Here is a 24,480-nt window from a genome sequence, read left to right as displayed (position 1 = left end):
ACACAGCCGCACAGGAGCGGAACGATGTTTCAGAAGACAGGACGTGCAGCGTTGCTGCTGGGTGCCGCACTGCAAGTGCTGGTCCTGCTGCCCTATGCGGGCCAGGCTCACGCACAGAACCGGGATGGCTACCGCTCAGGCTGGGACCGGGGCTACCAGGACCGCCAGCGCGACGAATGGGAGCGCCGCGAACGCGAACGTGAGCGTGACCGGCGCGACGATGCCAAAGCCAAGCGCGTGGTGGTGGGCGTGGTCGGCGCGGCGGTGGTGGCCGGCGTGATCGCCGCCGCGGCCAAGCGCGAGCGTGAGGTTCGCGAGCGCGCCGACTACTGCATGAGCCGCTACGGCAACTACGACCGCCGCAGCGACACCTACCGAGGTTCGGATGGCTACAGCTATCCCTGCCGCTGACCTGCCCTGCATTGCGAAGGAACCGACCGCATGAACAAGACGCTTCTCATCATCGCCCTGTGTGCCACACCGCTGATCGGCCACGCCGCCAGCGGCGACCCGAAGCAGGCCTATATCGACTCCAGCTTCGCCGTCATGGACAGCAACGGCGATGGCCACATCGACAAGGCCGAGTACGCGAAGTACCAGCAGGCACGCTTCAACAAGCAGGCCGACTCCATCGACGCCGCGTTCAAGGAAATGGATGCCGACAAAGACGGAAGGATCAGCAGGAAGGAAGCCGCTGTGGTGCCGGAAATCGCGAAGTATTTCGCGGGGCTGGATACTGATGGCGATGGCTATCTGTCGCTGAAGGAAATGCAGCAGGCCATGGTGGCCGCGCAGACGGCAGACGCACCGGCCAAGTAGCGCTTCGGTATTGATAGTTGCCCACCCTGGTGGGCAAAACGCCTGATCGCGCGCCATTACCGGATGCCACGTCGCATCGCTTTGGTGGGTGCCCACCGTGGTGGGCACGGCTCCATCACCACGCGCGAGGGCCAGAACGCCCACCAAGGTGGGCATCTACCAGCTAGCACGCAGCGCTCAGCGCACCTTGTACAGCACCGCCGCACCCGGGCGCGGCTCAAACGAGGGCACCGTCTGCTGGGTAAGCGCCGTGCCCTTCGCGTCCCACACCATCGTCTCCACCGGGTACTCATCCTTGCGGGTCATCTGGTCGATCTTCGCCACGACCACGGTCGCAGCCGCCGGCACCTCCGGATTCCAGCCAAATACACCCATGCGGCCGTAGAACACCGCGGGTGCAGAGGCATCCAAGCGACGGTCCGGGCACATCACCAGGCCGCGGTCGAGCATGACGCGCAGCGCACCCACTGGCACCCTCTTCACCGTAGGCGCAGTGCGCTCGGTGCTGTGGCCAGGGCAGACGTTGGCCGCGCGGGTCACCATGTCTTCGGCCACCTGCCGGTCGGATTGGGCGAAGGCCAGGGCCGGGGCAAGGCAGAGGCCAAGCAGGACAAGCGGGGACGTCCGGGTCATTGCAGGTTCCTGTGATGGATGCCAAGCGAACTTAGCAATGCCCGCGCACCGAGTTGCAAAGACCGCGTGAGGTGGGCTGGGGCAGGCCGGAAACCTAGCCCATACGCATGGCAGGCGTGTCGCGCGCCTGCACATCGATCTCCTGCTGCTGGCGCTGCGCATGTGCCTGTCCACGATCCGCACCGACGGCCTGCAGGGCCTGCAGTGACTGCTCGACCGGTGTCTGCACTGCCCTGTCCGTGGGCATGGAGGTCCGCAGATGCGCCGGATCGTTCAACTCACCCTGCACCACGAACACGTTGCGGCCGGCCGGGTGATCGGTGGTCTGCCCGCTCAGCAACACGTGATCGGCGCGTTCAAGCTGGTTGCGACGCGCCAATGCCATCACGCTCGCCACAAGGCGCTCACTGTTCTCATCATGAGTACGCCCGGCGCTGGCATCGATCGCGGCCACGCCTTCGCGCACCTGCTGCATCAATGCGTACTCACGGTGGCCAGGACCAATGTCGGCCAGACGGGTCGGTGCCTGCGAGGGATCCGGCACGTCGTCCACGGCTGCGGTAAGCGGGCTGCGGGTAATGGTCCGGTATGGGTCGTCCGGGTGGAACTGGGTAAGCTTCTCCTGCCGTTCCAGACGAACCTCGCGGGCGTCGTTGAGTTCGGCGATACGGGCGGGATCGGTGATCTCGCGCAGCGACATGTGGCCGCCGCCTGCACTGACGCTGGCCCATTTCCTGTCGGCTTCGAAGTACATCGCGTAGTAGCTGTTGCCGCCGATGACGTTCGGATCGACCGCTGAGCGGCCCTCTAGTGTCTGGGTGGCTTCCAGCACGCTCAACCGGGCCAGGTACTGCCCGCCCTTCGCCCATCCCATCTGGCTGATGGCATCAACGCTGGTGTTGCCTACGCGCGGGCCTCCGGCGTAGTCGTTGTTGAGCATGTTGGTCCAGATCTGCTCCAGCTTCGCAGGGCCGCTCTTCTGCTCAGCCGCCTGCAGCAGCACGCGCGGCGTCCAGCAGTTGGGATCAAGCTCATGCCGTTCAAATGCCCGATCGTGGGCCAGCATCACATCCTTGCCGGGAAGATTCAGTGCCAGGTCTGGACGGCGCTCGTTCATCCACTGCTGCCGCAATTCAAGATCTCTTTCGAGCAGGGTCTGCCCAAAGGACTCCCACTGCCGCTCGGTCAACTGTGCATTTGAGAAACGCGATCCCTCATCCTGTTGGGTCTTCGCGTAGTTCTGTGCATAGGTGTTCGCTACACGTCCCGGAAGGCTGTCATTGCGTACAACACCCAGTGCCAGCGTCCCGTAGCCATCGGCTCCCGGCAGCTGCGACAGGTAGTTCCAGTAAAGCTCGCGGTTGCCGTCTCTGGCATAGCTGCCAAGGACTCTGAGATCGCGTTCGGTCAATCCACTCATACCCTGTCCCTTCTCTTCCTTGATTCACCGATCACTGGGACCGGGTGCGCGCGATGACATCCCTGACAACCTCTTCCATACGCCTCCAGTCCTTCAGAAACGCTCTCTTGTAGTCCAGGCTGACGGACAGCTTGTTGTCGATGTCCACGAAATAATGAACGCAGCCGGCTGCCACTTCTCCTGGCTCACTGATCACCTCGCTTCCCTCCAGCCGCACGCCGTCGCGTCGGAATTCCTTGCCGTCACATTTGATAAACGAGCTGATCCGGCCGTCGGCCTGGCGTGCGATGTACCAGTCTCTCTCGTAGGCGGGATTGCGGACAGGCGGCTTCCCGTACCGCGCCTCATACTTCTTCGCGTACACCACCATCTTCGCTTCGTCGATTGCATAGGGCGTCAGCCCCAAGGTCTCCGGCTGTGCAACGCGTTGATCGAGACGATCCCTGGGATCCTCCCTTTCCACAGAATCCTCTTCCGTGACGGCTTCATTTGACGACAGCCTTGAAAGCAGTGTTTCGACGGGAACGCGATCAACGTAGTTGATCCGAATGGGAATCTCCTTACGGAAATCATTCGTACGCGGATTGGCCCGGGCACCTGGCAGTGTCGGCTTCATGTCCGGCCACTCGATGACCAGCGTCACGCCCTCGCCAGGCCACGGTGCGATCTGGCTGTCCAGGTAGTTGGCCGGAATGCGGAAGGTGTTCGGCCCCAGCTTCACGTCCACGGGGGCATCGGTATAGGTGTGACCGTTGATCGTGCGGCCGGTCTGGGTTGCGCCGGACATGGCGGGATTCCTTTCGTGTTCGGTGGACGGCGGACGTGCACACGCGCCGGCATTCACTACGACGGCAAGCGCGAGCGTCAGGCAACGGCCGGGAGACATCACGTGCATGGGCATTCCATTGCAGGGTTCCGGCGCCACTATAGGCAACCGGGCGTCAATGGAACAGGAACCGCTTCGCAGCCCTTCACCGAGTGAGGCGGCGCTCCACATGCGCTGCCTGCAGTACTGCGGCTATTGCCGTGGTCTCCAGGACACTGCGGGGAGCACGGGCCATGTCGACGACGCTCGGCGCTCCGCCTCAGGTCTCAGCCGTCGCTGTCCGTGCTTCTATGGCCGCGATAGGTTTCACCCCACTCGCGCATCGCCAGCAGCACCGGCACCAGCGTGCGCCCGAACTCGGAAAGCTCGTACTCCACCTTCGGCGGCACTTCCGGGTACACGTGGCGGATCACCACGCCATCGGCTTGCAGTTCACGCAGCTGGCTGGTGAGCATGGACTGGGTGGCATTGGGCACCCGCCGCGTCAGTTCCATGAAGCGACGCTTGCCGGACATCAGGTGAAAGAGGATGACAGGCTTCCACACGCCACCCATCACCGACAGCGTGACCTCCACAGCGCAACCGCTCTTGCCGTCCCAACGCTTGCTACGCATGAATACTCCGGAAAACCATAGTACCTACGGAAAATCATCGTTCTTGTTGCGATAACGGTGCGAGCCTAGCATGGGCTCATCCACTGAACGTGAGCCCCCACCATGAGTTTCAAGGCACTGCTGACCCGCAAAACGAACGACGGCGTATCCACGGAACTGGTCGATTTCGATGACGCCAACCTGATGGACGGCGACGTGCTGGTGCAGGTTGAATATTCAACGCTGAACTACAAGGACGCACTGGCCCTCACCAATACGCGCCCGGTCATCCGCACCTTCCCGTTGATTCCCGGCATCGACCTTTCCGGCGTGGTGCTGGAGTCGAGCAATGCCGATTTCCAGCCCGGTGACCGTGTCGTGTTGAATGGCTGGGACCTGAGCATGGGCCACCATGGCGGCCTGGCACAGCGTGCCCGCGTGCGTGGCGAATGGCTCAACAGGATTCCCGACAACTTGAGCACCCGCGACGCCATGGCCATCGGCACCGCTGGCTATACCGCCATGCTGTGCGTACTGGCCCTGGAACAAGCCGGCGTGACGCCCGACAAGGGTGATGTGCTGGTGACCGGCGCCAACGGTGGCGTCGGCTCGATTGCGGTGGCAATTCTCTCAAAGCTGGGCTATCGCGTTGTGGCCGCTACCGGGCGCCCGGAACACGCCGAGTATCTGCACAGCCTGGGCGCCGCCGAGATCATCGATCGCGCGCAGCTTGCAGAACCGCGCGACCGTCCGGTGAGCGCCGAACGATGGGCCGGCGTCGTCGATGTGGCTGGCGGCCCTACCCTCGTCAACGCGATTGCCGAGACGAAATACCGCGGTGCCGTCGCCGCCTGTGGACTGGCGCAGAGCGATGCACTGCACGGCTCGGTGCTGCCCTTCATTCTCCGCAACGTAACCCTTGCGGGCGTGGATTCGGTGAATGCGCCGCAGGACGTTCGCCAGCGTGCCTGGGACCGGCTTGCCACCGACCTGGATCCGCAGAAGCTTGAAAGCACGGTGCAGCTGATTGGGCTTGCCGACGTGCTTGAGGTCTACGAGCAGATCATTCCGGGCAAGGTGCGTGGGCGGATTGTCGTGGATGTGAATGCCTGAGGAAGCCTCCCCAGCGGAGTCCATCCGGCAACGAATGGTGAACACGCCGTGAAACCATGCGAGCGTCAGTGGCCGCTTGCCACTGCTGCTCGCATACGCTCAGGTTTCCGCCGACTGTGGACACCGCCATGTCAATGACTGCACTTGCACTTGCCACCGCCCTTTCCGGCCTGGCCGACATTGCCTGGGAGCGCGAGCGCGGTGAAGACGCGCACCAGCTGATGCTCTGCCAGATCCATCGCGATGAGCTGATGCAGGATGACGCGAAGAACGATGCTTACCAGCGAGCCAAGGCGGTATGCGATCTTCTGGCGCGTGAGTACAGGAACAAATGGGATTTCGATGCGCAGGAGGCATTGGCAGCATCGGCAGTGGATCTGGATGAGCTGATCCGGCGGGGAGACCTGGTTGAGGTGCCTCCAACGAGGCAGGACCGCGTCTACGAGTGATTCCATGCTGGCAGGTGCTGGCACCTGGAGCTGCCGCAGAGGGGCCAGGTCCAGTGCCGATCGGCGCGGCTAGCGGATGCGACTCCGCGCCAGTGCCAGCCGCCTGATCTCGTCTGGCGGAAGGACGATGCCATCTTCCATCTCGATGCGCATCTGCGAGACATCACCCTCGTGCCCCTGCATTGCAGCGGTCACCAGAATCTTCAGTGCATCCGTGCGGATATCGTAGCCGCCCACGGAGTGCTTCAAGGTACCCACGCTGTTCCAGTCGATTTCCATGATCGGCGCCCATATCCACAGGCGTCATGCTGGCAACCGCCTTCACGAACGTCAATGAAACCGGTCGCATGGCCGGCCATGAAGCGAAAGGCCACATGCGTCGTCAACGCCCCTTATCATGGAGGCGTAAGGGCTCTGCAAGCCCAATTGACGTACGCAAGGCAGTAACTGGATGTCTATGGATTGGCACCCCTCGGGCTGGGGTCGACTTCTTACCCGCTCACCAGATTGGCGGCTGAAGCTTGATGGTGAGCACGTCGAGCTCACGATCGGCGGCAAGCAGTACCGGCAGCACGCGGCTGACGACGAGCGCGTGCAGGTCGTTCCCGGACTCTTCTGGGCCAGGGTCGTGCTGCAGACCCAGGGCGACGGCGTTCTGACCATGTATGGACTGCCCAACGGCCAGGCCTCCCGGCTCGCGGCTGCCTTGCAGCATGTGCGTTTCGCGCGCACGACGCGCGGGCGCAAGGCCCTCTTTGAGACCCTCCTGGAGCAGATCCAGTCATGGCTCGCCGAAGCAGACGCCCTCATCGACCGGAGCAGCACCGGCCGCCGCTGGATCACGCACGAACAACAGCAGGCACTGCTGGCCGGTCGCCCCACCCTGCCGATCCCGCCACGCGAGCTGGAACAACTGTTCCTCGATGAGAATGTGCACCAGGACCTGCATTCGCCCAGCCACCGTGCAGTGCTGGACGCCCTGCACGACTGGCAGCTGGATTGGCCTGCCGTGTGGGCCGAGGCCAACGCGACCATGGCAACGCGTGAGTTGGTGCTGGCCAAGGACTTCCTGGACAGGGTCGAGAGCAAACCACTGACCGAGGAACAGGCCCGCGCCGTCATCTGCTTCGACAACCGCGTGCAGGTCGTGGCCGCAGCCGGCTCCGGCAAGACCTCCACGATGGTCGCCAAGGCCGCTTACGCCATTGATCGCGGCTTTGTCGAACCCGAGCGGATCGTGATGCTCGCCTTCAACAAGGATGCCGCCAGGGAGCTTGAAGAGCGCGCACAGCGTTCCTTCGACCGGTTGGGCATGGGCGATATCGCAATCGAGGCACGGACCTTCCATGCACTCGGCCTGGCCATCGTCGCCAAGGCCACCGGACGCAAGCCTGATATCCCCGAATGGGCGATCGACGCAACGCTGGGCTTCAACAAGCTGGCCGAACTGGTGGACGACCTGAAGGATCGCTCGACCCACTTCCGCACCCAATGGGACATGTTCCGTCTGGTGTTCGGGCGCGACCTGCCGCCATTCGGCGCGGAAATGGAGGCCGACGGCTACGACCGCGATGGCACGCCCTACATCCGTACCCTGCAGGGGGAACGGGTGAAGAGCCTGGAAGAGTGCGTGATCGCCGACTGGCTTTTCTACAACGGCGTGACGTACGACTACGAGCGACGCTACGAATTTGATGCGGCGACCGACACCCATCGCCAGTATCGCCCCGCCTTCCATTACCCGGACGCAGGGCTGTATCACGAGCACTTTGCGCTGGATGCTGATGGCCAGCCGCCGGAGCACGTTTCCGACTATCTCGAAGGCATGCGCTGGAAGCGCCAGCAGCATGCAGCGCGCGGCACGGCCCTTGTCGAGACGACCTCCTTTGGCCTGCGCAGCGGACATGCCCTGCTGGACCTCGCAGAGAAGCTCGGCGAGTCTGACATCGAACTCGACCCGAACCCGGACCGCGAGCTGCCCGACCAGGGCGCCAAGCCGATGCCCGATGCGGACCTGATCGGCCTGATGCGAACCTTCATTGCGCATGCCAAGAGTAACTGCCTGACGCTGGACGATATGGCGGCGCGCCTGCGGCGGATGCCCGAGGATCAGTTCAAGGAACGCTACCGGCGCTTCCTGGAGATCGCCGGGCCGGTTTTCCAGGCCTGGGACAGTGCGCTGGCTGACGAGCGCAGCATCGACTTCGAGGACATGCTCAACATGGCGGCCGGCCTGCTTGAACAGGGCCACTATGAATCACCCTACGAACTGGTGATGGCCGACGAATTCCAGGACGCCTCACGCGCCCGTGCCCGACTCTGCCGTGCATTGGTCAGCCGCCCCGGTCGCTATCTGTTTGCAGTGGGCGACGACTGGCAGTCGATCAACCGCTTCGCCGGTGCCGACGTTTCGGTGATGACCGGATTCCGCGAGTGGATGGGACACGGCCAGGTGCTGATGCTCGAGCAGACATTCCGCTGCCCTCAAGCGCTCTGCGATGCCTCCAGCCACTTCGTCAGCAGGAACCCGGCGCAGATTGGCAAGGAGGTTCGTTCTGCAGCACCGGCCATTGGCCCAGTGCTGCAGGCGTTCCAGATGAATCGGCGTGAGGAGGTGCAGGATGGCGTTCGCCAGTACCTCGCCACGCTGCATCAGCAGTTGTTGTCCGGGGCGGTGCCACAAGGGCGCAACGGACGCGTGACGGTCTTCATCCTGGGGCGCTACCGCGCCGATCGCAGCGCGATGCCTTCGGATTGGAAGACCGCCTTCGGCAGCACGATGGACGTGGAGTTCCTCACGGTCCATCGGTCGAAGGGACGCGAGGCGGACTACGTTGTTCTGCCGGGCATGGTCAACCGCAGCTTTCCGAGCCTGCGCGCGGATGACCCGGTGCTTTCGCTGGCGATGCCGGATGGGGATACCTACCCATTGAGCGAAGAGCGGCGGTTGTTCTATGTCGCGCTGACGCGTGCGCGACGCTCGGTGGCTATGTTCACCCTGCAGGGGAAGCACTCGCCGTTCCTGGATGAGCTGGTGAGGGACGGGGCTGTGGAAGTGACAGCGATATCAGGCGCGGCAATTTCGGAAGAGCGCTGCCCGGTGTGCAAGGTGGGGGTATTTGTGGAACGGAATGGACCGCATGGGGCTTTCAGGTCGTGCTCCAGTTATCCGTTGTGCCATAACAAGCCGATGGTTGGGCGTCGCGGGTAGGTGCATACGCGGCCTTGGAATCCAAAAGACCTGTAATTGCCCAGATCGGAATGACCTCGGGCGGCCTGCCTGGAGGGATGGAGCTGGACGTCGTGACATGGACAGTTCCAGTTCGCATTATGAAGGCGCCGGGTGAGCACAAAATCCCGCTGTGAGCGGCGTCGCTTCGACCGGACGTCAGCCGCCCACACCGACTGCTAGACTTCGCCAACGTTTAATGGTTGACCCCATTTACCGCGGCACCCAGGGTCTTCTGGCATTTCAACCTACTCGCCGTCGGCGTCCTGGCTACCGTCAGATGATACTGGCCAAAACCCTCCGCAAGGGCCTATGCGCGTCCTTGCGGAGCCGTAGGCGCCGGCACCGCGCTGGTCCACGTTGCCTTCGCCGCTACGGGCCATGACGAGTTCCAACTTCTCCCCCTTCATCGCAACCTTGGCTGCTTCCATCGTTGCCGGTCTCGGTTTACTCCATCAAAGCCGCCATGCCTCGACTGCTCGTACCCGGGTAGATGGCATGGACTGAAGAAAGAGAAGAGCGCCTGTCTCCAGAGGCTCTTCTGAACATCCTGGCGGAGAGAGGGATTCGAACCCGCGGAAGATTCAAGCCCTCTCAGGTTTCTATGGCATCACTCCGGGCAAGGTGCGCGGAGGATGCGCACCGGCTCGCGCTGTGCCAAATCCATCGTGATGCGCCGAAGCAGAACGAGAGAAAGGACTATACCTACCATCAGGCCAGGGCGGTCTGCGATCTTCCTGCATGGGAGTTCAGGGACAAGTGGGACTTCGCTTCGAAGGACGCACTTGCCGCATGGGCAATGGATCTGGATGACTTGATCCGACGCGGCGATGCAGTCGAAGTCCCGCCGACGAAGCAGCGCCACGCGTTCGAATGATAGCCCGCGACCTTACCGCCTCTTTCTGGGACGCTTCTTCTTTTTTTTTGATCCGTCTCTTCCGAGGATAAAGATGGACGTATAAATAAAGATCAGCCCGGCAACGATTCCGGCAACCCCCCTTAGCAAGTTGTAGTTCGATTGCCCAATGAAGTCGATAACTGCCGCATACAATCCACAGTGGGGCCTGCAGGGACCAGGCCCAATCAGCGCTCCGTCCATCACGGCCAAGCCGTGAAGAATGATCAAAAGGCCGACCAGAACTCCGAACACTTTGATGAGCATAACTATCTTCTAGAACCACGATGAATAAGAGCATCAATGAATAATGCCCGGACCCAATTATCCCAATCCTTCGGAGGTTTCGAGGAATGTGGATCTGGTGAGTTCCTGTAGTAGGTCCTCGCGCATATGCAACCTCGAGCACTAACCTGAGCCACTGTGGGATTGCCTGGAAACCCACCCTTCATGACGTCACCCGACGTGCATTGGTCGGGGGATTTCCTGCATATCTCAATCGAGCAGTATTGTGTGTAATCAAACTCACTCATAAGACTCGCAGCGTTTTCGTTGGAGGCGACCTCCTCCGGAGATAGCCCGCGAGAATAAATTGGAGATGAATGCGAATTTGACTGCAATGCGTTCAGATGTGCCCGCGCTGCCGTTCGCCTCTGCGCCGCATTTCCTCCACCCGGGCGGGAGAAGCTGGGCGGCCTCACTGCCTGCAGACCGAAAGGATCAGTCAGAGAAAGAGGATCCCCGTCAGCATAGCCATATGTACTGATGCCACCGCCCAGACCAACGGGATCACTTTGCGTGTATCTGCCCGTGATTGGATCGTACTCCCGCCGATAGTTGTAGAACGCCCCAGTTGCATCCGTCGCCTGCTGCCCAGGGAAACGAAGCGGCAGGTCGAAGGTCGCGCCATCACCGTCGGGGTCCTTGTTCGGCGCCTGATTGCCGAACACTTCGCTCTTGCTGCTCCATTCCCATACGGTCACGTTGCGAGCGGGATCGATCACAACACGAGGGGTTCCGAGGTGATCGGGTTGGATGTAGAACAGCTCCTGAGTACCAGCACCCGAAGTACTGATCAGAGCCACCGGATAGTCATCCAGCCAGATCGCCTGCTGCGACGGGCCCGATGCCAGATGATCCCCCAACCACCGCCCAGCTTCGTCATACAGCGTGATCCGCGCATCACTGTTCGATGGAGTACGAAGAATGCGCTCTCCCCGATGGTTGTAGTCATAGCGTTCCACCACACTCCCATCCTGCGTCAAAGCAGCCAGGCGATTCGCATCGTTGTAGGTGAATGATTTGCCCCTGGCGCTAACGGTATTGCCAGCCGCGTCATGGTCACGTACGTCATCGTCGACGGCCGTCAAGCGATGACTCGTTGCCGGGTAGCTGTAAAGCGATGTGATGCCGGCAGCTGTCAGCGAAGTGCGGTTGCCCGTGGAGTCATACGCGTAGGTCTCGATGGGTGTTCCGGTAGCACCGTCCTGCGTCTGGGTCAGTCGCCCCAAGGCGTCATAGGCATACCGCCCCATTGTCTCCGAACCACTGCCATCCTTCAGCGACACGATGGAGCCAAGAGGATCGTAGCCGTAGCTCTGGGAAAGGCCTCCAGCGTTCGGATCATTCACCGCTCGCGGGCGGTAATCGAGATCCAGTGGACGATCAAGCTGTCGGCCGTTGCCATACGTCCAACCGGTGGCCGGACCGAATGCGGCGTACTTCACATCCTTGACTACGACCTGTCTCGCCTGACCTGGCCGGGTCAGGCCGATCTGGTCTACGCGACCGAAACCATCGCGCACGTAATCGACCACGTTGCCGTCCGCCTGCACCAGCGTCACCAACTGGCCAGACTGGTCGTAGACATATCTTACGGCCCGGGTCACGCCGTTGACCGTCTGCACTTTGCGGATCACCTGACCGAGGCGGCCATAGCAGTACAACGTACTGCCGCCGGCGTGTTGAACCTGTCCAAGCCGCCCCTTCGCGAAACGTTCGTCCGCAGCACAGGACGCCGGCACCAGATCGTAGCTGTAGATCACATTCAGACTAGCGTCCGGATAGACAATACCGGTCACACGATCAAGCGCGTCGTACTGATACGAAGCGGTGACGCCGCGGGCATCTGTGAACGTCCGACGATTGCCGCCCGAGTCAACCGTGTACTGGCTCGCGCCGCTGTCAGGACTGACCTGCCCAGTCAGGTCGCCAAAGCCGTTGTAGGAATAGGTTGTAGACAGCCCCTTGGGATCAACTACCCGGGTCACCTGATCCATAACGTTGTACTGCGTACGGACCTCAACATCCAGCCCCCCGGCGTCCTGAAGGGACAGCACAAGGCGGTTCAATGAATCATATTGCTGTCGACTACTATGACCAAGAGCATCGGTTCTGGAAGCGATGTTGCCGTCGGCATCGTACGAGAAGTCGGTGGGATTAGCACCGGCATCTGCCTCTGTGGCCAATTGCCCGAACTGGTTGTAGATCCGGCTGAGCGCTCGCTTCAGGACGCCACTGACGTCCCGCGTCTCTTCCGCAACTCGATTCCCCGCATTGTCCAGAACGAACTTGATCGAGTTTCCTTGGCTATCGGAAATCGCCGTCAATCGGTGCGCAACGTCGTAGGAATAGGAAACATAGGATCCATCTGGCTGCGTCACCCGCCTGACGAGGCCTGTGGGCCAGTAGTCCAGGCGGGTTGTGCGTGCGCCAGCACCCGATGCGGAATCAAATCTGACAATGGTTGGCCAGCCACGTGGATGGTACGCGATCTCGGTAACGATGCCATTGGGGTCTTTGAAAGACGTCGGTCGCCCGGCACCGTCATAGGCGAGTACCTCGGAGATGTGACCCACTGCATTGACAACTTTCCACAGGTCGCCCTTCCTGTAGAGACATGAGCCGGAGCCCGTGGCACACCCAGCGTCGCTGCTGGGATAATAAACATAGGAGGTTGTGTCAGTGACATCCGATCGGGGTCCATCGACCTGGGTGAGCAGCCCTAGCAACGGACACCGTCCTGCCACCACGTCGACCGCTTCGCAGTACGTGCTCGTTGTGGTTCGCGTCTCGCCCGTCGCAGGGTTAACCTGCGTTGCGGCAAGCTCTTGCCCGCGTGCGTTGTAGGTCCAGGTGGATCTGAGCATCAGTACATTCGCCGCATCAAGAACACGGCGCTCGACTGGAACCCTCAAACTGGGATGCCAATCAGTCTGCATGGTGCGCCGGAGGCCCGTTGCATCATTGGCAGCTTCGATGCGCTGAACTTCAAGCAAGCGCGCGTTGTGACTGAACGTTGTCTCGTTACCGGAAAAATCCACCGATGACTGCACCATGCCATTCCCATCATAGGTCTTGGCCCTGGCGGTGTTGCTGCACCCCAGGCACAGCTCATCGAGCGACGCGAGCCGGGCGACACGATGCTTCACATCGAAGCCATAGTGGCGCACCTTCCCCAAGCTGTCGGTGACCGTCGTCGTACCATCATCATTGAACGTCAACAGGGTTCTATCGATGGTGCCCGTCGCATAGTCGCCATGGACGCTCAGTACACCGCGCCGATAGCCGTCATAGCCCCAGCTTGCGTAGCGCTGACCGCTTTCATCGGTGATGCCCGTCAACGTGTGGGGCTGGGAAACGCCAGTCGTCTGATCCAATTCGTTGTAATGGTAGCGGCGGACGGACTCTCCGGCTGACGCTTCCGGATAGGAAACGCTGACCAGATCCCCATCGGCGTAGCCATATCGGATGACGCGCCCGTTTGGCAACGTCACCGATTCAACCATCTGATCCTTGTATGAGAAGAGCAGACTGCGCCCTTCCGGGTCCGTAACCCTCTCCAGTCGCTTGATCCCACCTGCGTAAACATTGGACAGTACCTGTCGATGACCGCCAGGATCGGTGATCGAGGTGAGCAAACCATCACGATCATAGGTTTCTACAGCACCATCGCCGCGCGAATAAGTGAAAGAGCTAAGCGTCCCGCCACTCATGAGGACACTGATCTTGCCTGCAACATCTGCATCGCTTAGCCACTCATCGCCAACCCGGGTGAAGCTCTGACGAGCTCCATTTGAGCGCCGCGCGATGATTCGATACATCACGTAGTTGCCATCTGTCACCGGATAGAGCCGTGCTGAGTAGCTATGTGACCAACCTGCACCCATCGGAAAGGGATCACCTTCGAGTGCCCTACCGCTGTTGTAGGTCCTCTCCAAGCTCAGCGGAAAGACGCCCGCACCCACAAAGTCGACTTCATTCTGCCGTTTGTTGCCGGTAGCGCTGTCAATGGGATTACTTCCATTACCTCCCGCTGGAGGACAATTGCTGTCGCACTTCGGTGAGCCGTACTCGCCAGTTTCAGGATCCTCGAGATCGGGAAGTGGATATTCGGGTGGGCCGTCTTTTTGAACGCATCGCCCTGCGCGCCTACTCCACTTCTCCTCGGAAGGGCACCCAAACCCCCAAGCTGCCACATGCAATCGTGACTGCCCCACAGGACGCATGAAAGCATGAGGTCCAGGGGGGTTCCCGATCCAACCGACCCCATATCCAGGTGCGCAATAGTTATGTCCAGCGTATGCAGGCAGTGTTGCTTGGCAGGTAGCCATTGCCTGCTGCATAGACGTATACGCACGCGCTGCAGGCGACATCGCACATCCCGCCACAATGAGAAGCGCAATCATCAACCGAGCGGCAAGCCAGCTGATACCGGCTTCAGAAAGAAATTTACCCGGACTTCTCCGTCGGATCTTTCTCATGACCTTACCTCTTCCTTGAAATTGCCGATCAAACTTCCTTAGCAACAGCATTTCGCAGCGAGTACGGGGGCTTCGACAGGTACATCGGACCATATGGATGCGGCGCTGCCCGCCCCTCCGTCCAACTGTGCTGCTATCCCTTGCCAACCATCAGCCGCTGTCTCCAGTCGGCAGGCGAGGCAACAAGCATCTTGAGGAAACTACACGATGCCCGCCTCAATGACATTGCCCATAAGCATCAACTGAGACAAATAGAAGCAAATCTGGACAGAGCCGAATGGGATCGACCCACCAGTTTCGTGCAGCAGCATCCGGCACATCCGGAGTCAGGCTGATGACACGAGGTCTCAATGGACGGCATTCGCTCAAGGGCATCGGTCTCGCACCGCTCGGAAAAACAGAAGAGCCCCTGTTTCCAGGGGCTCTTCTGAACATCTTGGCGGAGAGAGTGGGATTCGAACCCACGGAAGGTTTGACCCTTCGCCGGTTTTCAAGACCGGTGCCTTAAACCGCTCGGCCATCTCTCCAATCGGGTCCCGGTCGCCCGGGCAGCGCCGTATTCTCGCACGTGAAGGCCATTTGCCCAAGACCACCCTTGCTCCCTCCCTTCGCATGCGGCACGGTGGGGCCTTCACTGCAATCGGAGCCCCCATGGCCCACCTCGACCTGGCCAACCTGCGCACCACCCTGCTGGACGACACCCAGCTGGCCGCAGTGGCCCTGCACCGTACTTTCGCCGGGCACCTCCCGGTCAGCAGCGGGCATCTGGTGGTCTGCGATCCGCTGGTCCAGGCCGAGGCGCCTGCGCTGGCCGATTACACCGCTCCCGTGGGTCGGCATCCCGTCGAGATCATCGTGCACAGCGGCCGCCCGGCGCTGGCCGTGGTCTGGTTCAAGCCGCGCCAGTCGCTCACCGCATCCGCCCTGCACTGGCAGATGGCGCGCTGGACCACGCAGGACCTGACCGGCCTGGACGAGGACAGCTTCATCGGCTATCCGGTCGACGCCAGCATCGGCTGCTTCATGGATACCGATACCCAGCAGGCGCTGCTCGCCTTGATCGAGCAGGCTGACGGCGACGATGACGGCGAATGGTCAGATACGCTGATCGACCACGACGGACTGGACGAAGGCGCCGAGTACCGCCCTTGGGGCGAAGACTCGCCGCACGGCCTGGTCGTGTTCACCAGCGGCTGGGGCGACGGCGTGTATCCCAGCTACTGGGCACTGGATACCTCCGGCATTCCGGTCGCCCTGGTCACCGACTTCCTGTGCATCCAGGGCGGTGACGGGCGCGACGAGCGCGAGATTGCCGACCAGGCCTATCGCGACAGTCTGCCGCCAGAAGAAGCGGAGGCACTGGCGCTGCTGGTGGCTGCCGTAGAGCGCGATGACGCAGAGGCGCTGCAAGCCCTGCTCAAGGATGCACCGCGGCGCGCCAACCAGATCGAGCCGGGCTGTGGCGGCACCGCGCTGTTCGAGGCGGTCCGCCTGGACCGCCCGCAAGCGTTGCGGGTGCTGCTGCAGGGCGGCGCGTTGCCGGCGATGCCCGAGCGCCTGCACATGAGCAAGGTGACCAGCTACATGGACTACGCCCACTTCCTGAAGAAGCCACGCAGCGCGGAACTGATGGCGGTGCTGGAAGCGCCGGTCGTTGCTCCCCAGCCAACGGCCCAGCCGCGACGCGGCTTCTGGGATCGGTTGTTAGGGCGGAATTGATCGCGATCGGAAGCGACAACGCCGGGCATGGCCCGGCGCTACCGTTCAACTCTCTCAGCCGGCATCCACTGCCAGCGCACCCAGTGCACTGGCCTTGATCCGCTCCTTGGCCTTTTCACAGGCGCCACCGCAATCCAGGCGCGAGGCCTCCAGCTGCGGCGGCAGGTGCTCGGCCAGGAAGTCGATGAACACGCGCACCGCCGGCAGCAGGCCGCGGCGCGAGGCGAACACGGCATGGCACACGCCCTGCGGCAGCGACCAGTCCGGCAGCACTACTTCCAATTCGCCGTTGCGCACCGCATCGGCGCACACGGTTTCCGGCAGCATGGTGATGCCGAAACCGTCCTTCACCATGCTCTGCAGCAGCGGGAAGTCGAAACCGGCCACGCGCGGCTGCAGGTCGACCCGGCGCACTTCGCCTTCCGGGCCATGCAGCTCCCAGCGCTGGCGGGCTTCGTCTTCGCTGATGCTGAGGGTGACGTGCTGGGTCAGCTCTTCAGGATCCTTCGGGCGTCCCGCACGGTCCAGGTACTTCGGGCTGGCCACCAGCAGTTCCTGCACCTGGCCGAAGCTGCGCATCACCAGGCTGCCGTCGTCGTCCAGGCGCGAACGCACGCGCAGGGCCACGTCGTAGCCTTCATTGATGATGTCCACGCGGCGGTTGCTGATGTTCAGCTGCAGCCGCACCTTCGGGTACTGCTCAAGGAACTTGGGCAGCAGCTTGGGCAGCTGCATCTGCGCCAGCGATACCGGCACGCTGGCACGCACGAGGCCGCGCGGTTCCGCACTGAGGCGGTCCACCACCTCGCGTGCGGCCTGCGCCTCGGCCAGCATCGTCTGCGCGTGGCGATGCACGCTGGTACCAACGTCGGTCACCGCGAAACGGCGCGTGGAGCGCTGCAGGAGTCGCACGCCCAGGTCGGTTTCCAGCTGGCTGATGCGGCGGCTCAGGCGCGACTTGGGGATACCCAGAGCGCGCTCGGCGGCGGCGAATCCACCGTGGTCGACCACCATCGCAAAGTAGTACAGGTCATTCAGGTCATGCATGCCCGAGTTCCATATCTAGAACAATACGTGGCATTCAACCACCTTTATCCCGCCTTTGCAACAACCTATCGTTCTCTCCGTCGGCGGGGCCACCCGCCCTTCCCTCCAGAACATAGGTGACTGCCATGAAGCTTCTGCATCTCGACGCCAGCGTGCTTGGCGAGAACTCCGTCTCCCGCCACCTGACCGCCGCCGTGGTGGCCCGGTTCAAGCAGCAGGTCGAAGGCCTGCAGGTCGATTATCGCGATCTTGACGCCAATCCGGTACCGCACCTGCGCAGTGGTTCGCTGGCTAAGACCGACGTGGCCGAAGCCGCCGAGGCTGAACAGGTGCTCGAGCAGTTCCTGGCAGCTGACATCGTGGTGATCGGCGCGCCGATGTACAACTTCAGCATCCCCTCCACCCTGAAGGCCTGGATCGACCGCGTCGCCGTGGCCGGCCGCACCTTCAAGTACACCGAGAACGGCCCGGTGGGCCTGGCCGGTGGCAAGCGGGTGATCGTGGTCAGCAGCCGTGGCGGCATCTATACCGATTCGCCGGCCGACTTCCAGGAACCCTTCCTGCGTCAGACGTTCGCCTTCTGGGGCATCAACGACATCGAGTTCGTGCGTGCGGAGGGCATTGCCTACTCGCCGCAGCACCGCGAAGACGCCATTGCCGGCGCACTGGCCGCGCTGCCGTCTCACGAAGCGGCTGAAGCCGCCGCGGCGTAACACGTTCCAGCGTTCCAGCGTTCGGCGCCGCTCTCTCCTCGTCTGGGCGCTGAACGCGGGCCGGGATCCCCTCCCCCATCCCGGCCCACCCTGGCGGCCCCGCATTGCGGGGCCGCTTTTTTTGCATGCCGATTCTTGCCCGCCGGGCATGGCCCGGCGCTGCCCGTGCAGGTGCCGGCATGGTCCGGCCGGCTCTGGTAGCGCCGGGCCATGCCCGGCGGAAGCGGTACAGTGGTTCATGGACTACATCGTGACCACTGCACATCGCAGCGAATTTCCGCACCCGATCACCCTGCGCCGTGGCCAGGCACTGGTGGTCGGCGAACGTTATGAGGGCCCGGAGGGCTGGGAAGACTGGTTCCTGTGCGAAGCCGAGGGCCAGCAGCCCGGATTCGTGCCGGCGCCGGTGATCGGCCGCGATGCGCAGGGTGGCGCGTTTGCCACGGTGGACTACTGTGCGCGCGAACTGGATGTGGATCCAGGGCAGATGCTGCGCGGGCAACACACGCTCAATGGCTGGGCGTGGTGCGTGCCGGAGACGGGCGAACCCGGATGGGTGCCGTTGGAGAAGGTGCGCGCCGTGGAGTGATCGCGGTGGTTCATCCACGCATGGCGAGGATGTAGCCCGCATTGTAGATCCACGCCATGCGTGGATACGGTGCCATGCAAGCATGGCACCCACCCGATCAGGGAATCAGCCGATGGTTTCCAGGCCACCCATGTACGGGCGCAGGGCCTCCGGCACGGTGATGCTGCCGTCGGCGTTCTGGTAATTCTCCATCACCGCGATCATCGCGCGGCCGACGGCCACGCCCGAGCCGTTCAGCGTGTGCGCCAGTTCCGGCTTGCCCGTGGCGGGGTTGCGCCAGCGGGCCTGCATGCGGCGGGCCTGGAAGTCACCACAGTTCGAGCACGAGGAGATCTCGCGGTAGGTCTCCTGCGACGGCAGCCAGACTTCCAGGTCATAGGTCTTCACCGCCGAGAAGCCCATGTCGCCGGTGCACAGCAGCACCTTGCGGTACGGCAGGCCCAGCTTTTCCAGCACCACCTCGGCGCAGCGGGTCATGCGCTGATGTTCAGCGTCGCTTTCTTCCGGGCGGCTGATCGAAACCAGCTCGACCTTCTCGAACTGATGCTGGCGAATCATGCCGCGCACGTCGCGGCCACCACTGCCGGCCTCGGCACGGAAGCACATCGAGTGGGCGGTCATGCGCAGTGGCAGGCGTTCGGCATCGACGATCTCGTCGCGCACGATGTTGGTCAGCGGCACTTCCGAGGTCGGGATCAGGTAGCGCGTGGAGTCGCCCACGGCAGTCTTGAACAGGTCGTCCTCGAACTTCGGCAGCTGGCTGGTGCCGCGCAGCGAATCGGCATTGACCAGCAGCGGCACGTTGGTTTCCTCGTAGCCGTGCTCACCGGTGTGCAGGTCGACCATGAACTGGGCCAGGGCACGGTGCAGGCGCGCGATCGGGCCGCGCAGCACGGTGAAGCGCGAACCGGACAGCTTGGCCGCGGTTTCGCCGTCCAGCCAACCGTTGCGTGCGCCCAGCTCAACGTGGTCCAGCACCTTGAAGTCGAACTGGCGCGGGGTGCCCCAGCGCGACTGCTCGACGTTCTCGCTTTCATCGGCACCGGCCGGCACGTCATCAGCCGGAAGGTTCGGGATACCCATCGAGATGGCGTCGATCTTCTCGCGCAGCTCGTCCAGCGCCACTTCCGAAGCCTTCAGCTCGTCGGCGAACGCGGCGACTTCAGCCATGATGGCCGAGACATCCTCGCCCTTGGCCTTGGCCTGGCCGATGGCCTTGGAACGGCTGTTACGCAGGCTCTGCAGCTCCTGGGTCCGCACCTGGATGCGCTTGCGATCTGCCTCCAGGGACTCCAGGGCAGACACGTCGAGCTCGAAGCCGCGGCTGGTGCGCAGGCGTTCGGCGAGGTCAGCGGGCTGGTGGCGGAGCAGGGCTGGATCAAGCATGGCAGGTGTCGTGGTGGGTATCAGGAACGGGATTATCGCCTGTTATACGGATTTCTGCCGCCCGGTTCATTCCCGCCGTGGCAGAATCGAGCCATTCCGTACTGGTCTGGTCCATGTCTGCACCTCGCTCGTCGCCCGCCAAGTCGTTCACTGTGCATATCCCGCGCAACGCCCTGAAGATCGCCGGCATCGCCTTCGGTGTGGGCGTGCTGCTGTTCGTGCTGGTCTGGTTGACCGGTCGTGACAAGGAGTTCTTCCGCGCCGACCCGGCCGCGCAGACCCCGCAGGAAACCGCCCAGGTCGAGCCCCTGCCGGAACCGTTGGCCGCTGCGGCCGGTTCCAGCGACATGCCTGACGCCAAGCCGGCACCGGTGGAGGAAGAAGCGCCGAAGCTGGTCGAAACCGCTCCGCCGCCGCCCGCCCCGATCGCCGAGCCGGCCCCGGCCGCCCCGGGCGCGGCGCCGGCCGCGACCGGCAACAGCCAGCCGATGCCGATTGCCGGCCAGTCGCCGCCTCCCTCCTACCCTGCCGCCGCCCTGCGTGCCGGCGAGACAGGTACCGTGGTGGTGCGCGTGGACGTAGATGCCACCGGCTACCCGAACAACACCACGCTGATCCAGCGCAGCGGCTCACGCGAGCTCGACCGTGCCGCCACCGACGCCGTGCGGCGCTGGCGCTTCACTCCGGCACAGAGCAACGGCCAGGCCGTACCGGGCAGCATTGAGGTGCCGTTCGACTTCAAGACGCAGTAACTGAACGCTTTCCGGCAGGCAAACTGAACCCTGCCGGTGGCGTTGACGCAACGCTGACACTCCTCGTCCGTGGCTCGGGCAACACTTCCCACGTCGCCAAGTGACGGAAGGAGTTTGCGATGACTGCCACCACCCACGAGAACCTCCACTCGCCGCATCTGCCGCAGGATTCCAGCGCACAGCACACGCCCACCTCGCCCTGGATGTGGATTGCGCTGATCGTGGCGATGTTTGCTGCCGCCCTGCTCTGGTTGCGTTACTCCAACCAGGAAGATGTGGCGCCGGCACCGGTCGGTGAGCGCATGTTGCCGGCCGCTGAGCAGGCTGCGGCGATCGATGCAGCGGCACCTGCAACGCGCCAGGCCGCCCCGGCCTCAGGCCAGCGCAAGGCTGCGCCAGTGGTGCGTAATCGTGAAGCACGCCCGCTGGCCAGCAATCGCATGCCTACCTACCCCGCTGCCGCACTGCGCAGTGGCGTGCAGGGCAGCGTGATCGCAAGCCTGAATGTCGATACCCGCGGCAATGTCGCCAACGCTGCGATCGTCTCGCGCAGCGGCGAGCGCAGCCGTGACCTGGATCGTGCGGTGCTCAACACCGTGCAGAACTGGAAGTTCCAGCCGGCAATGCATGAAGGCCGTGCCGTAGCAAGCGTGGTGCGGGTTCCGGTGGATTTCCGTACCGAGCAGCGTTGATCGCGGACGAGGGGTTCGTGATGTTTCGACGGAGGCTTCGGCCTCCGTCCTTTTATGCGGAGACGTCTGCCAACCAAGGTTGGCACCTACCGGGCGATGTGAGCGTGCCAACCAAGGTTGGCACCCACCGGGTGATGGAAGCGTGCCGACCAAGGTCGGCAGCTACCGGGGCGCGCAATCCACCGGGCCTGGCCCGGCGGATTCGGTAACGCTCAGCCTAGATTGAACCCGGCTCCGCGCGCCAGTCCGTCGAAATCCGGGAAGGAGGTGGCGACGTTGGCGATGTCGTTGATGCGCACTTCGCCGTCACTGATCTGGCCGGCAATGGCAAACGCCATGGCGATGCGATGGTCGCCGTGACTTTCGATGGTGCCACTACCCAGGCGTACACCGCCGTGCAGGGTTGCGCCATCTTCAGTTTCGTCCACCTGCATGCCCAGCGCGCGTAGGCCGGTCGCCATTGCGGCAAGACGATCGGATTCCTTCACTCGCAGTTCGGCAGCACCACTCACCACGGTCTGCCCTTCGGCGGCCGCAGCGGCCACGAACAGCGCCGGGAACTCGTCGATCATGTCCGGCACCAACTCCTCCGGAATGCGCGCACCCTTGAGCGGCGCGTAGCGCACCACCAGGTCTGCCACCGGTTCACCGCCCTGCTCGGCCGGGTTCTCTTCGGTGATGTCCGCACCCATCAGGCGCAGCGCGTGCAGCAACCCGGTGCGACGCGGATTCAGGCCGACCTGCTTCAGGCGCAGTTCGGAGCCGGGAATGATGCTGGCAGCCACCAGATAGAACGCGGCCGAGGAGAAATCGGCGGGCACCACGATGTCGGTGGCACGCAGGCGCTGGCCGCCACGCAGGCGGGCCTTGCCTGGCGAGAATTCGATCTCCACCCCGAATGCAGAGAGCATGCGCTCGGTGTAGTCGCGGGTCGGGTGCGGTTCCACCACGCTGGTTTCGCCCTGCGCATACAGGCCGGCCAGCAGCACCGCCGACTTGATCTGCGCGCTGGCCACCGGCGAGGCGAAGTCGATGCCGTGCAGCGATTGCCCGCCATGCACGTGCAGCGGCGGCGTGCCGTCATCCTGGGTGTCGATCTTCGCGCCCATCTGCGACAGCGGGCCGGTGACGCGGCGCATCGGGCGTCCGGACAGCGATTCATCACCGATCAGCGTGCAGTCAAATGGCTGGCCCGCCAGCAGGCCGGCCAGCAGGCGCATGCCGGTACCGGCGTTGCCGCAGTCCAGCGGTGCATCCGGTGCTTTCAGGCCGTCGATACCGACGCCGTGCACGATGCGCTGCGACGGGCTTGGGGTCTCGATGCGCACGCCCAGCTGGCTGAAGATGCGCGCAGTGGCGCGAGTATCTTCGCCTTCCAGGAAACCCTCGATATGCGAGGTGCCATCGGCCAGCGCGGCGAACATCACCGAGCGGTGCGAGACCGACTTGTCGCCGGGAATGGTCAGGCTGCCCTGCAGCGGCTGGCCCTTGCGGGCGATCCAGTGTTGCGCGTTGCTCATCGTTCGATCGTTCCGTAAACGCCGGCAGCACCGGCGATGCATCAGGGAGCGGCAGCCGCAGCCACCGCAGCAGCAATCAGGGCACGGCCACCGGATAGGAGCCGAGTACCTTGATCTGCGCCGAGTGCGCTTCCAGTTCGGCCAGAGCGGCCTGCATCGGCGCGTCGTCGATGTGGCCGGCCAGGTCGATGAAGAAGCCGTATTCCCACTTGCCGTGGTGCGACGGGCGCGACTCGATGCGGTTCATGCTGATGCCGTGGCGGGCGAACGGGCTGAGCACATCGAACAGCGCACCAGGCTTGTCATGGATGAACACCAGTACCGAGGTGCGGTCGTGGCCGGAGGTCGGGAAGATGTTGCGGCCCACTACCAGGAAGCGGGTGGTGTTGTCGGCATCGTTCTGGATCGGCTTGGTGACCACCTTCTTCAGGCCATATACGTGGCCGGCGCTCTCGCCACCGATGGCCGCCGCGTCGTCGGCATTGCGCGCACGACGCGCACCTTCGGCATTGCTCGAGACCGGAATCTTCTCGGCCTTCGGCAGGTTGGCGCGCAGCCAGGCCGAGGTCTGCATGAACGACTGCGGGTGCGCGTAGATGCGCTCGATGTCCTCGATGCGGCCGCTGCGCGACATCAGGTACTGCTGCACGCGCAGTTCCACTTCGCCACAGATCTTCAGGTTGGAGGTCAGGAACATGTCCAGGGTGATCTGGATGGTGCCCTGCCCGGAATTCTCCACCGGCACCACGCCGAAATCGGCGCTGCCCGCTTCCACTTCCTGGAACACTTCTTCGATGCTGGCCATCGGCAGGCCCAGCGCCGAGCGGCCAAAGTGCTTGAGCACGGCCTGCTGGCTGAAGGTGCCTTCCGGGCCGAGGTAGCCGATCTTCAGCGGCTCCTGCTGGGCCAGGCAGGCCGACATGATTTCGCGGTAGACGTGCACCAGCAGCTCATCGCTGAGCGGGCCTTCGTTGCGGTCCACCACCATGCGCAGCACCTGCGCTTCGCGCTCGGGGCGGTAGTAGTCGACGGCGGCGGCGAGCTTGCCCTTGGCCTTGCCGACCTGGTGGGCAAAGCGTGCGCGCTCGGCGATCAGGTTCTGGATGTCGCGGTCGATCTGGTCGATCTTCGAGCGCACATCGGCCAGCGCCAGCGGCGCCAGGGTGGGCGCCGGATTCGAGGCGGCCTTGGCCTTGCTCTTCGCCTTGGTGGACGCGCTGTCCTTGGCCGGTCCGGCCTTCTTCGGCGCCTTCTTGCTGGATTTGCTGCTTGCCATCGGAGTTCCTTGTTGCGGGGCCCGCACCCAACGGTGCGCGCCGTTC

At 63.2% G+C, this 24,480-nt stretch carries 21 protein-coding genes and 1 tRNA gene; 11 read left to right on the top strand and 11 right to left on the bottom strand.

The window, feature by feature from the left end:
* Positions 1 to 24 precede the first annotated feature (24 nt).
* Both V9K93_RS13325 and V9K93_RS13320 read left to right on the top strand, forming a co-directional pair.
* On the top strand, positions 25 to 411 hold the full coding sequence (locus V9K93_RS13325) for a hypothetical protein (protein WP_046986712.1): 387 nt from the start codon (positions 25 to 27) through the stop codon (positions 409 to 411).
* 30 nt (positions 412 to 441) lie between these two features.
* A complete protein-coding gene (locus V9K93_RS13320; RefSeq protein ID WP_136638218.1) occupies positions 442 to 819 on the top strand; it encodes an EF-hand domain-containing protein in 378 nt (125 codons plus the stop codon).
* A gap of 177 nt (positions 820 to 996) precedes the next feature.
* Here V9K93_RS13320 and V9K93_RS13315 read toward each other — a convergent pair whose 3' ends face one another.
* The 4 genes from V9K93_RS13315 to V9K93_RS13300 all read right to left on the bottom strand — a co-directional run bounded on the left by V9K93_RS13315 (position 997) and on the right by V9K93_RS13300 (position 4,312).
* Positions 997 to 1,452: a hypothetical protein gene (locus V9K93_RS13315; protein ID WP_337302692.1), complete on the bottom strand. Its 456-nt coding sequence runs from the start codon at positions 1,450 to 1,452 to the stop codon at positions 997 to 999.
* 94 nt (positions 1,453 to 1,546) lie between these two features.
* Positions 1,547 to 2,872 (bottom strand): Smlt3024 family type IV secretion system effector, encoded by a 1,326-nt coding sequence (locus V9K93_RS13310; protein ID WP_337302691.1) that lies wholly within the window; start codon positions 2,870 to 2,872, stop codon positions 1,547 to 1,549.
* Between the two features lie 31 nt (positions 2,873 to 2,903).
* Complete coding sequence (locus tag V9K93_RS13305) at positions 2,904 to 3,767, bottom strand: Smlt3025 familytype IV secretion system inhibitor (RefSeq protein WP_337302690.1); 864 nt, start codon at positions 3,765 to 3,767, stop codon at positions 2,904 to 2,906.
* A 197-nt stretch (positions 3,768 to 3,964) separates the two neighbouring features.
* On the bottom strand, positions 3,965 to 4,312 hold the full coding sequence (locus V9K93_RS13300) for a winged helix-turn-helix transcriptional regulator (protein ID WP_337302689.1): 348 nt from the start codon (positions 4,310 to 4,312) through the stop codon (positions 3,965 to 3,967).
* A 102-nt stretch (positions 4,313 to 4,414) separates the two neighbouring features.
* On the opposite strand from V9K93_RS13300, the gene acuI reads away from it, so the two are divergent.
* Together acuI and V9K93_RS13290 are read left to right on the top strand one after the other, a co-directional pair.
* On the top strand, positions 4,415 to 5,404 hold the full coding sequence (gene acuI, locus V9K93_RS13295) for an acrylyl-CoA reductase (NADPH) (protein ID WP_337302688.1): 990 nt from the start codon (positions 4,415 to 4,417) through the stop codon (positions 5,402 to 5,404).
* 116 nt (positions 5,405 to 5,520) lie between these two features.
* Positions 5,521 to 5,853 carry a hypothetical protein gene (locus V9K93_RS13290; RefSeq protein WP_248298424.1) on the top strand — a complete coding sequence of 111 codons (333 nt, stop codon included), beginning with the start codon at positions 5,521 to 5,523 and terminating at the stop codon, positions 5,851 to 5,853.
* Positions 5,854 to 5,922: 69 nt separating this feature from the next.
* Here V9K93_RS13290 and V9K93_RS13285 read toward each other — a convergent pair whose 3' ends face one another.
* On the bottom strand, positions 5,923 to 6,132 hold the full coding sequence (locus V9K93_RS13285; RefSeq protein ID WP_253078526.1) for a hypothetical protein: 210 nt from the start codon (positions 6,130 to 6,132) through the stop codon (positions 5,923 to 5,925).
* A gap of 178 nt (positions 6,133 to 6,310) precedes the next feature.
* On the opposite strand from V9K93_RS13285, the gene V9K93_RS13280 reads away from it, so the two are divergent.
* Positions 6,311 to 9,064 carry a UvrD-helicase domain-containing protein gene (locus V9K93_RS13280; protein ID WP_337302687.1) on the top strand — a complete coding sequence of 918 codons (2,754 nt, stop codon included), beginning with the start codon at positions 6,311 to 6,313 and terminating at the stop codon, positions 9,062 to 9,064.
* Positions 9,065 to 9,575: 511 nt separating this feature from the next.
* Positions 9,576 to 9,959 (top strand): hypothetical protein, encoded by a 384-nt coding sequence (locus V9K93_RS13275; protein WP_337302686.1) that lies wholly within the window; start codon positions 9,576 to 9,578, stop codon positions 9,957 to 9,959.
* Positions 9,960 to 10,246: 287 nt separating this feature from the next.
* On the opposite strand, the gene V9K93_RS13270 is transcribed toward V9K93_RS13275, so the two are convergent.
* Positions 10,247 to 14,485, bottom strand: coding sequence for an RHS repeat-associated core domain-containing protein (locus tag V9K93_RS13270; protein ID WP_489686269.1), 4,239 nt, complete (start codon positions 14,483 to 14,485; stop codon positions 10,247 to 10,249).
* A 692-nt stretch (positions 14,486 to 15,177) separates the two neighbouring features.
* Positions 15,178 to 15,267: transfer RNA gene (locus V9K93_RS13265), tRNA-Ser, on the bottom strand.
* 124 nt (positions 15,268 to 15,391) lie between these two features.
* Between V9K93_RS13265 and V9K93_RS13260 the strand changes: the two genes are divergently transcribed.
* Positions 15,392 to 16,459 (top strand): DUF4241 domain-containing protein, encoded by a 1,068-nt coding sequence (locus tag V9K93_RS13260; RefSeq protein WP_337302684.1) that lies wholly within the window; start codon positions 15,392 to 15,394, stop codon positions 16,457 to 16,459.
* Positions 16,460 to 16,513: 54 nt separating this feature from the next.
* On the opposite strand, the gene V9K93_RS13255 is transcribed toward V9K93_RS13260, so the two are convergent.
* Entirely contained in the window at positions 16,514 to 17,506 is a 993-nt protein-coding gene (locus tag V9K93_RS13255) for a LysR family transcriptional regulator (protein WP_006375981.1), read from the bottom strand.
* Positions 17,507 to 17,631: 125 nt separating this feature from the next.
* On the opposite strand from V9K93_RS13255, the gene V9K93_RS13250 reads away from it, so the two are divergent.
* Together V9K93_RS13250 and V9K93_RS13245 are read left to right on the top strand one after the other, a co-directional pair.
* On the top strand, positions 17,632 to 18,219 hold the full coding sequence (locus tag V9K93_RS13250) for an FMN-dependent NADH-azoreductase (protein WP_253078530.1): 588 nt from the start codon (positions 17,632 to 17,634) through the stop codon (positions 18,217 to 18,219).
* A 238-nt stretch (positions 18,220 to 18,457) separates the two neighbouring features.
* The gene (locus V9K93_RS13245; protein WP_046987637.1) at positions 18,458 to 18,808 is read left to right on the top strand and encodes an SH3 domain-containing protein; all 351 of its coding nucleotides are present in this window, start codon (positions 18,458 to 18,460) and stop codon (positions 18,806 to 18,808) included.
* A gap of 105 nt (positions 18,809 to 18,913) precedes the next feature.
* On the opposite strand, the gene serS is transcribed toward V9K93_RS13245, so the two are convergent.
* Positions 18,914 to 20,194, bottom strand: a complete 1,281-nt coding sequence (gene serS, locus V9K93_RS13240) for a serine--tRNA ligase (protein WP_337302683.1) — start codon at positions 20,192 to 20,194, stop codon at positions 18,914 to 18,916.
* Positions 20,195 to 20,307: 113 nt separating this feature from the next.
* Here serS and V9K93_RS13235 point away from each other — a divergent pair, with 113 nt between their 5' ends.
* Both V9K93_RS13235 and V9K93_RS13230 read left to right on the top strand, forming a co-directional pair.
* Complete coding sequence (locus V9K93_RS13235) at positions 20,308 to 20,946, top strand: energy transducer TonB (protein WP_136638230.1); 639 nt, start codon at positions 20,308 to 20,310, stop codon at positions 20,944 to 20,946.
* 119 nt (positions 20,947 to 21,065) lie between these two features.
* Complete coding sequence (locus V9K93_RS13230) at positions 21,066 to 21,638, top strand: energy transducer TonB (protein ID WP_337302682.1); 573 nt, start codon at positions 21,066 to 21,068, stop codon at positions 21,636 to 21,638.
* A gap of 212 nt (positions 21,639 to 21,850) precedes the next feature.
* Here V9K93_RS13230 and aroA read toward each other — a convergent pair whose 3' ends face one another.
* The gene (aroA, locus tag V9K93_RS13225) at positions 21,851 to 23,158 is read right to left on the bottom strand and encodes a 3-phosphoshikimate 1-carboxyvinyltransferase (protein WP_046987516.1); all 1,308 of its coding nucleotides are present in this window, start codon (positions 23,156 to 23,158) and stop codon (positions 21,851 to 21,853) included.
* Positions 23,159 to 23,234: 76 nt separating this feature from the next.
* Positions 23,235 to 24,434, bottom strand: a complete 1,200-nt coding sequence (pheA, locus tag V9K93_RS13220; protein ID WP_337302681.1) for a prephenate dehydratase — start codon at positions 24,432 to 24,434, stop codon at positions 23,235 to 23,237.
* Positions 24,435 to 24,480: the final 46 nt, after the last annotated feature.

It is taken from the genome of Stenotrophomonas sp. CCNWLW162, assembly GCF_037203745.1.
In the GTDB taxonomy this organism is placed as follows: Bacteria; Pseudomonadota; Gammaproteobacteria; order Xanthomonadales; family Xanthomonadaceae; genus Stenotrophomonas; species Stenotrophomonas maltophilia_AQ.
Note: the sequence above shows the minus strand (reverse complement) of the source record. Positions and strands in the feature narration are given on the sequence as shown.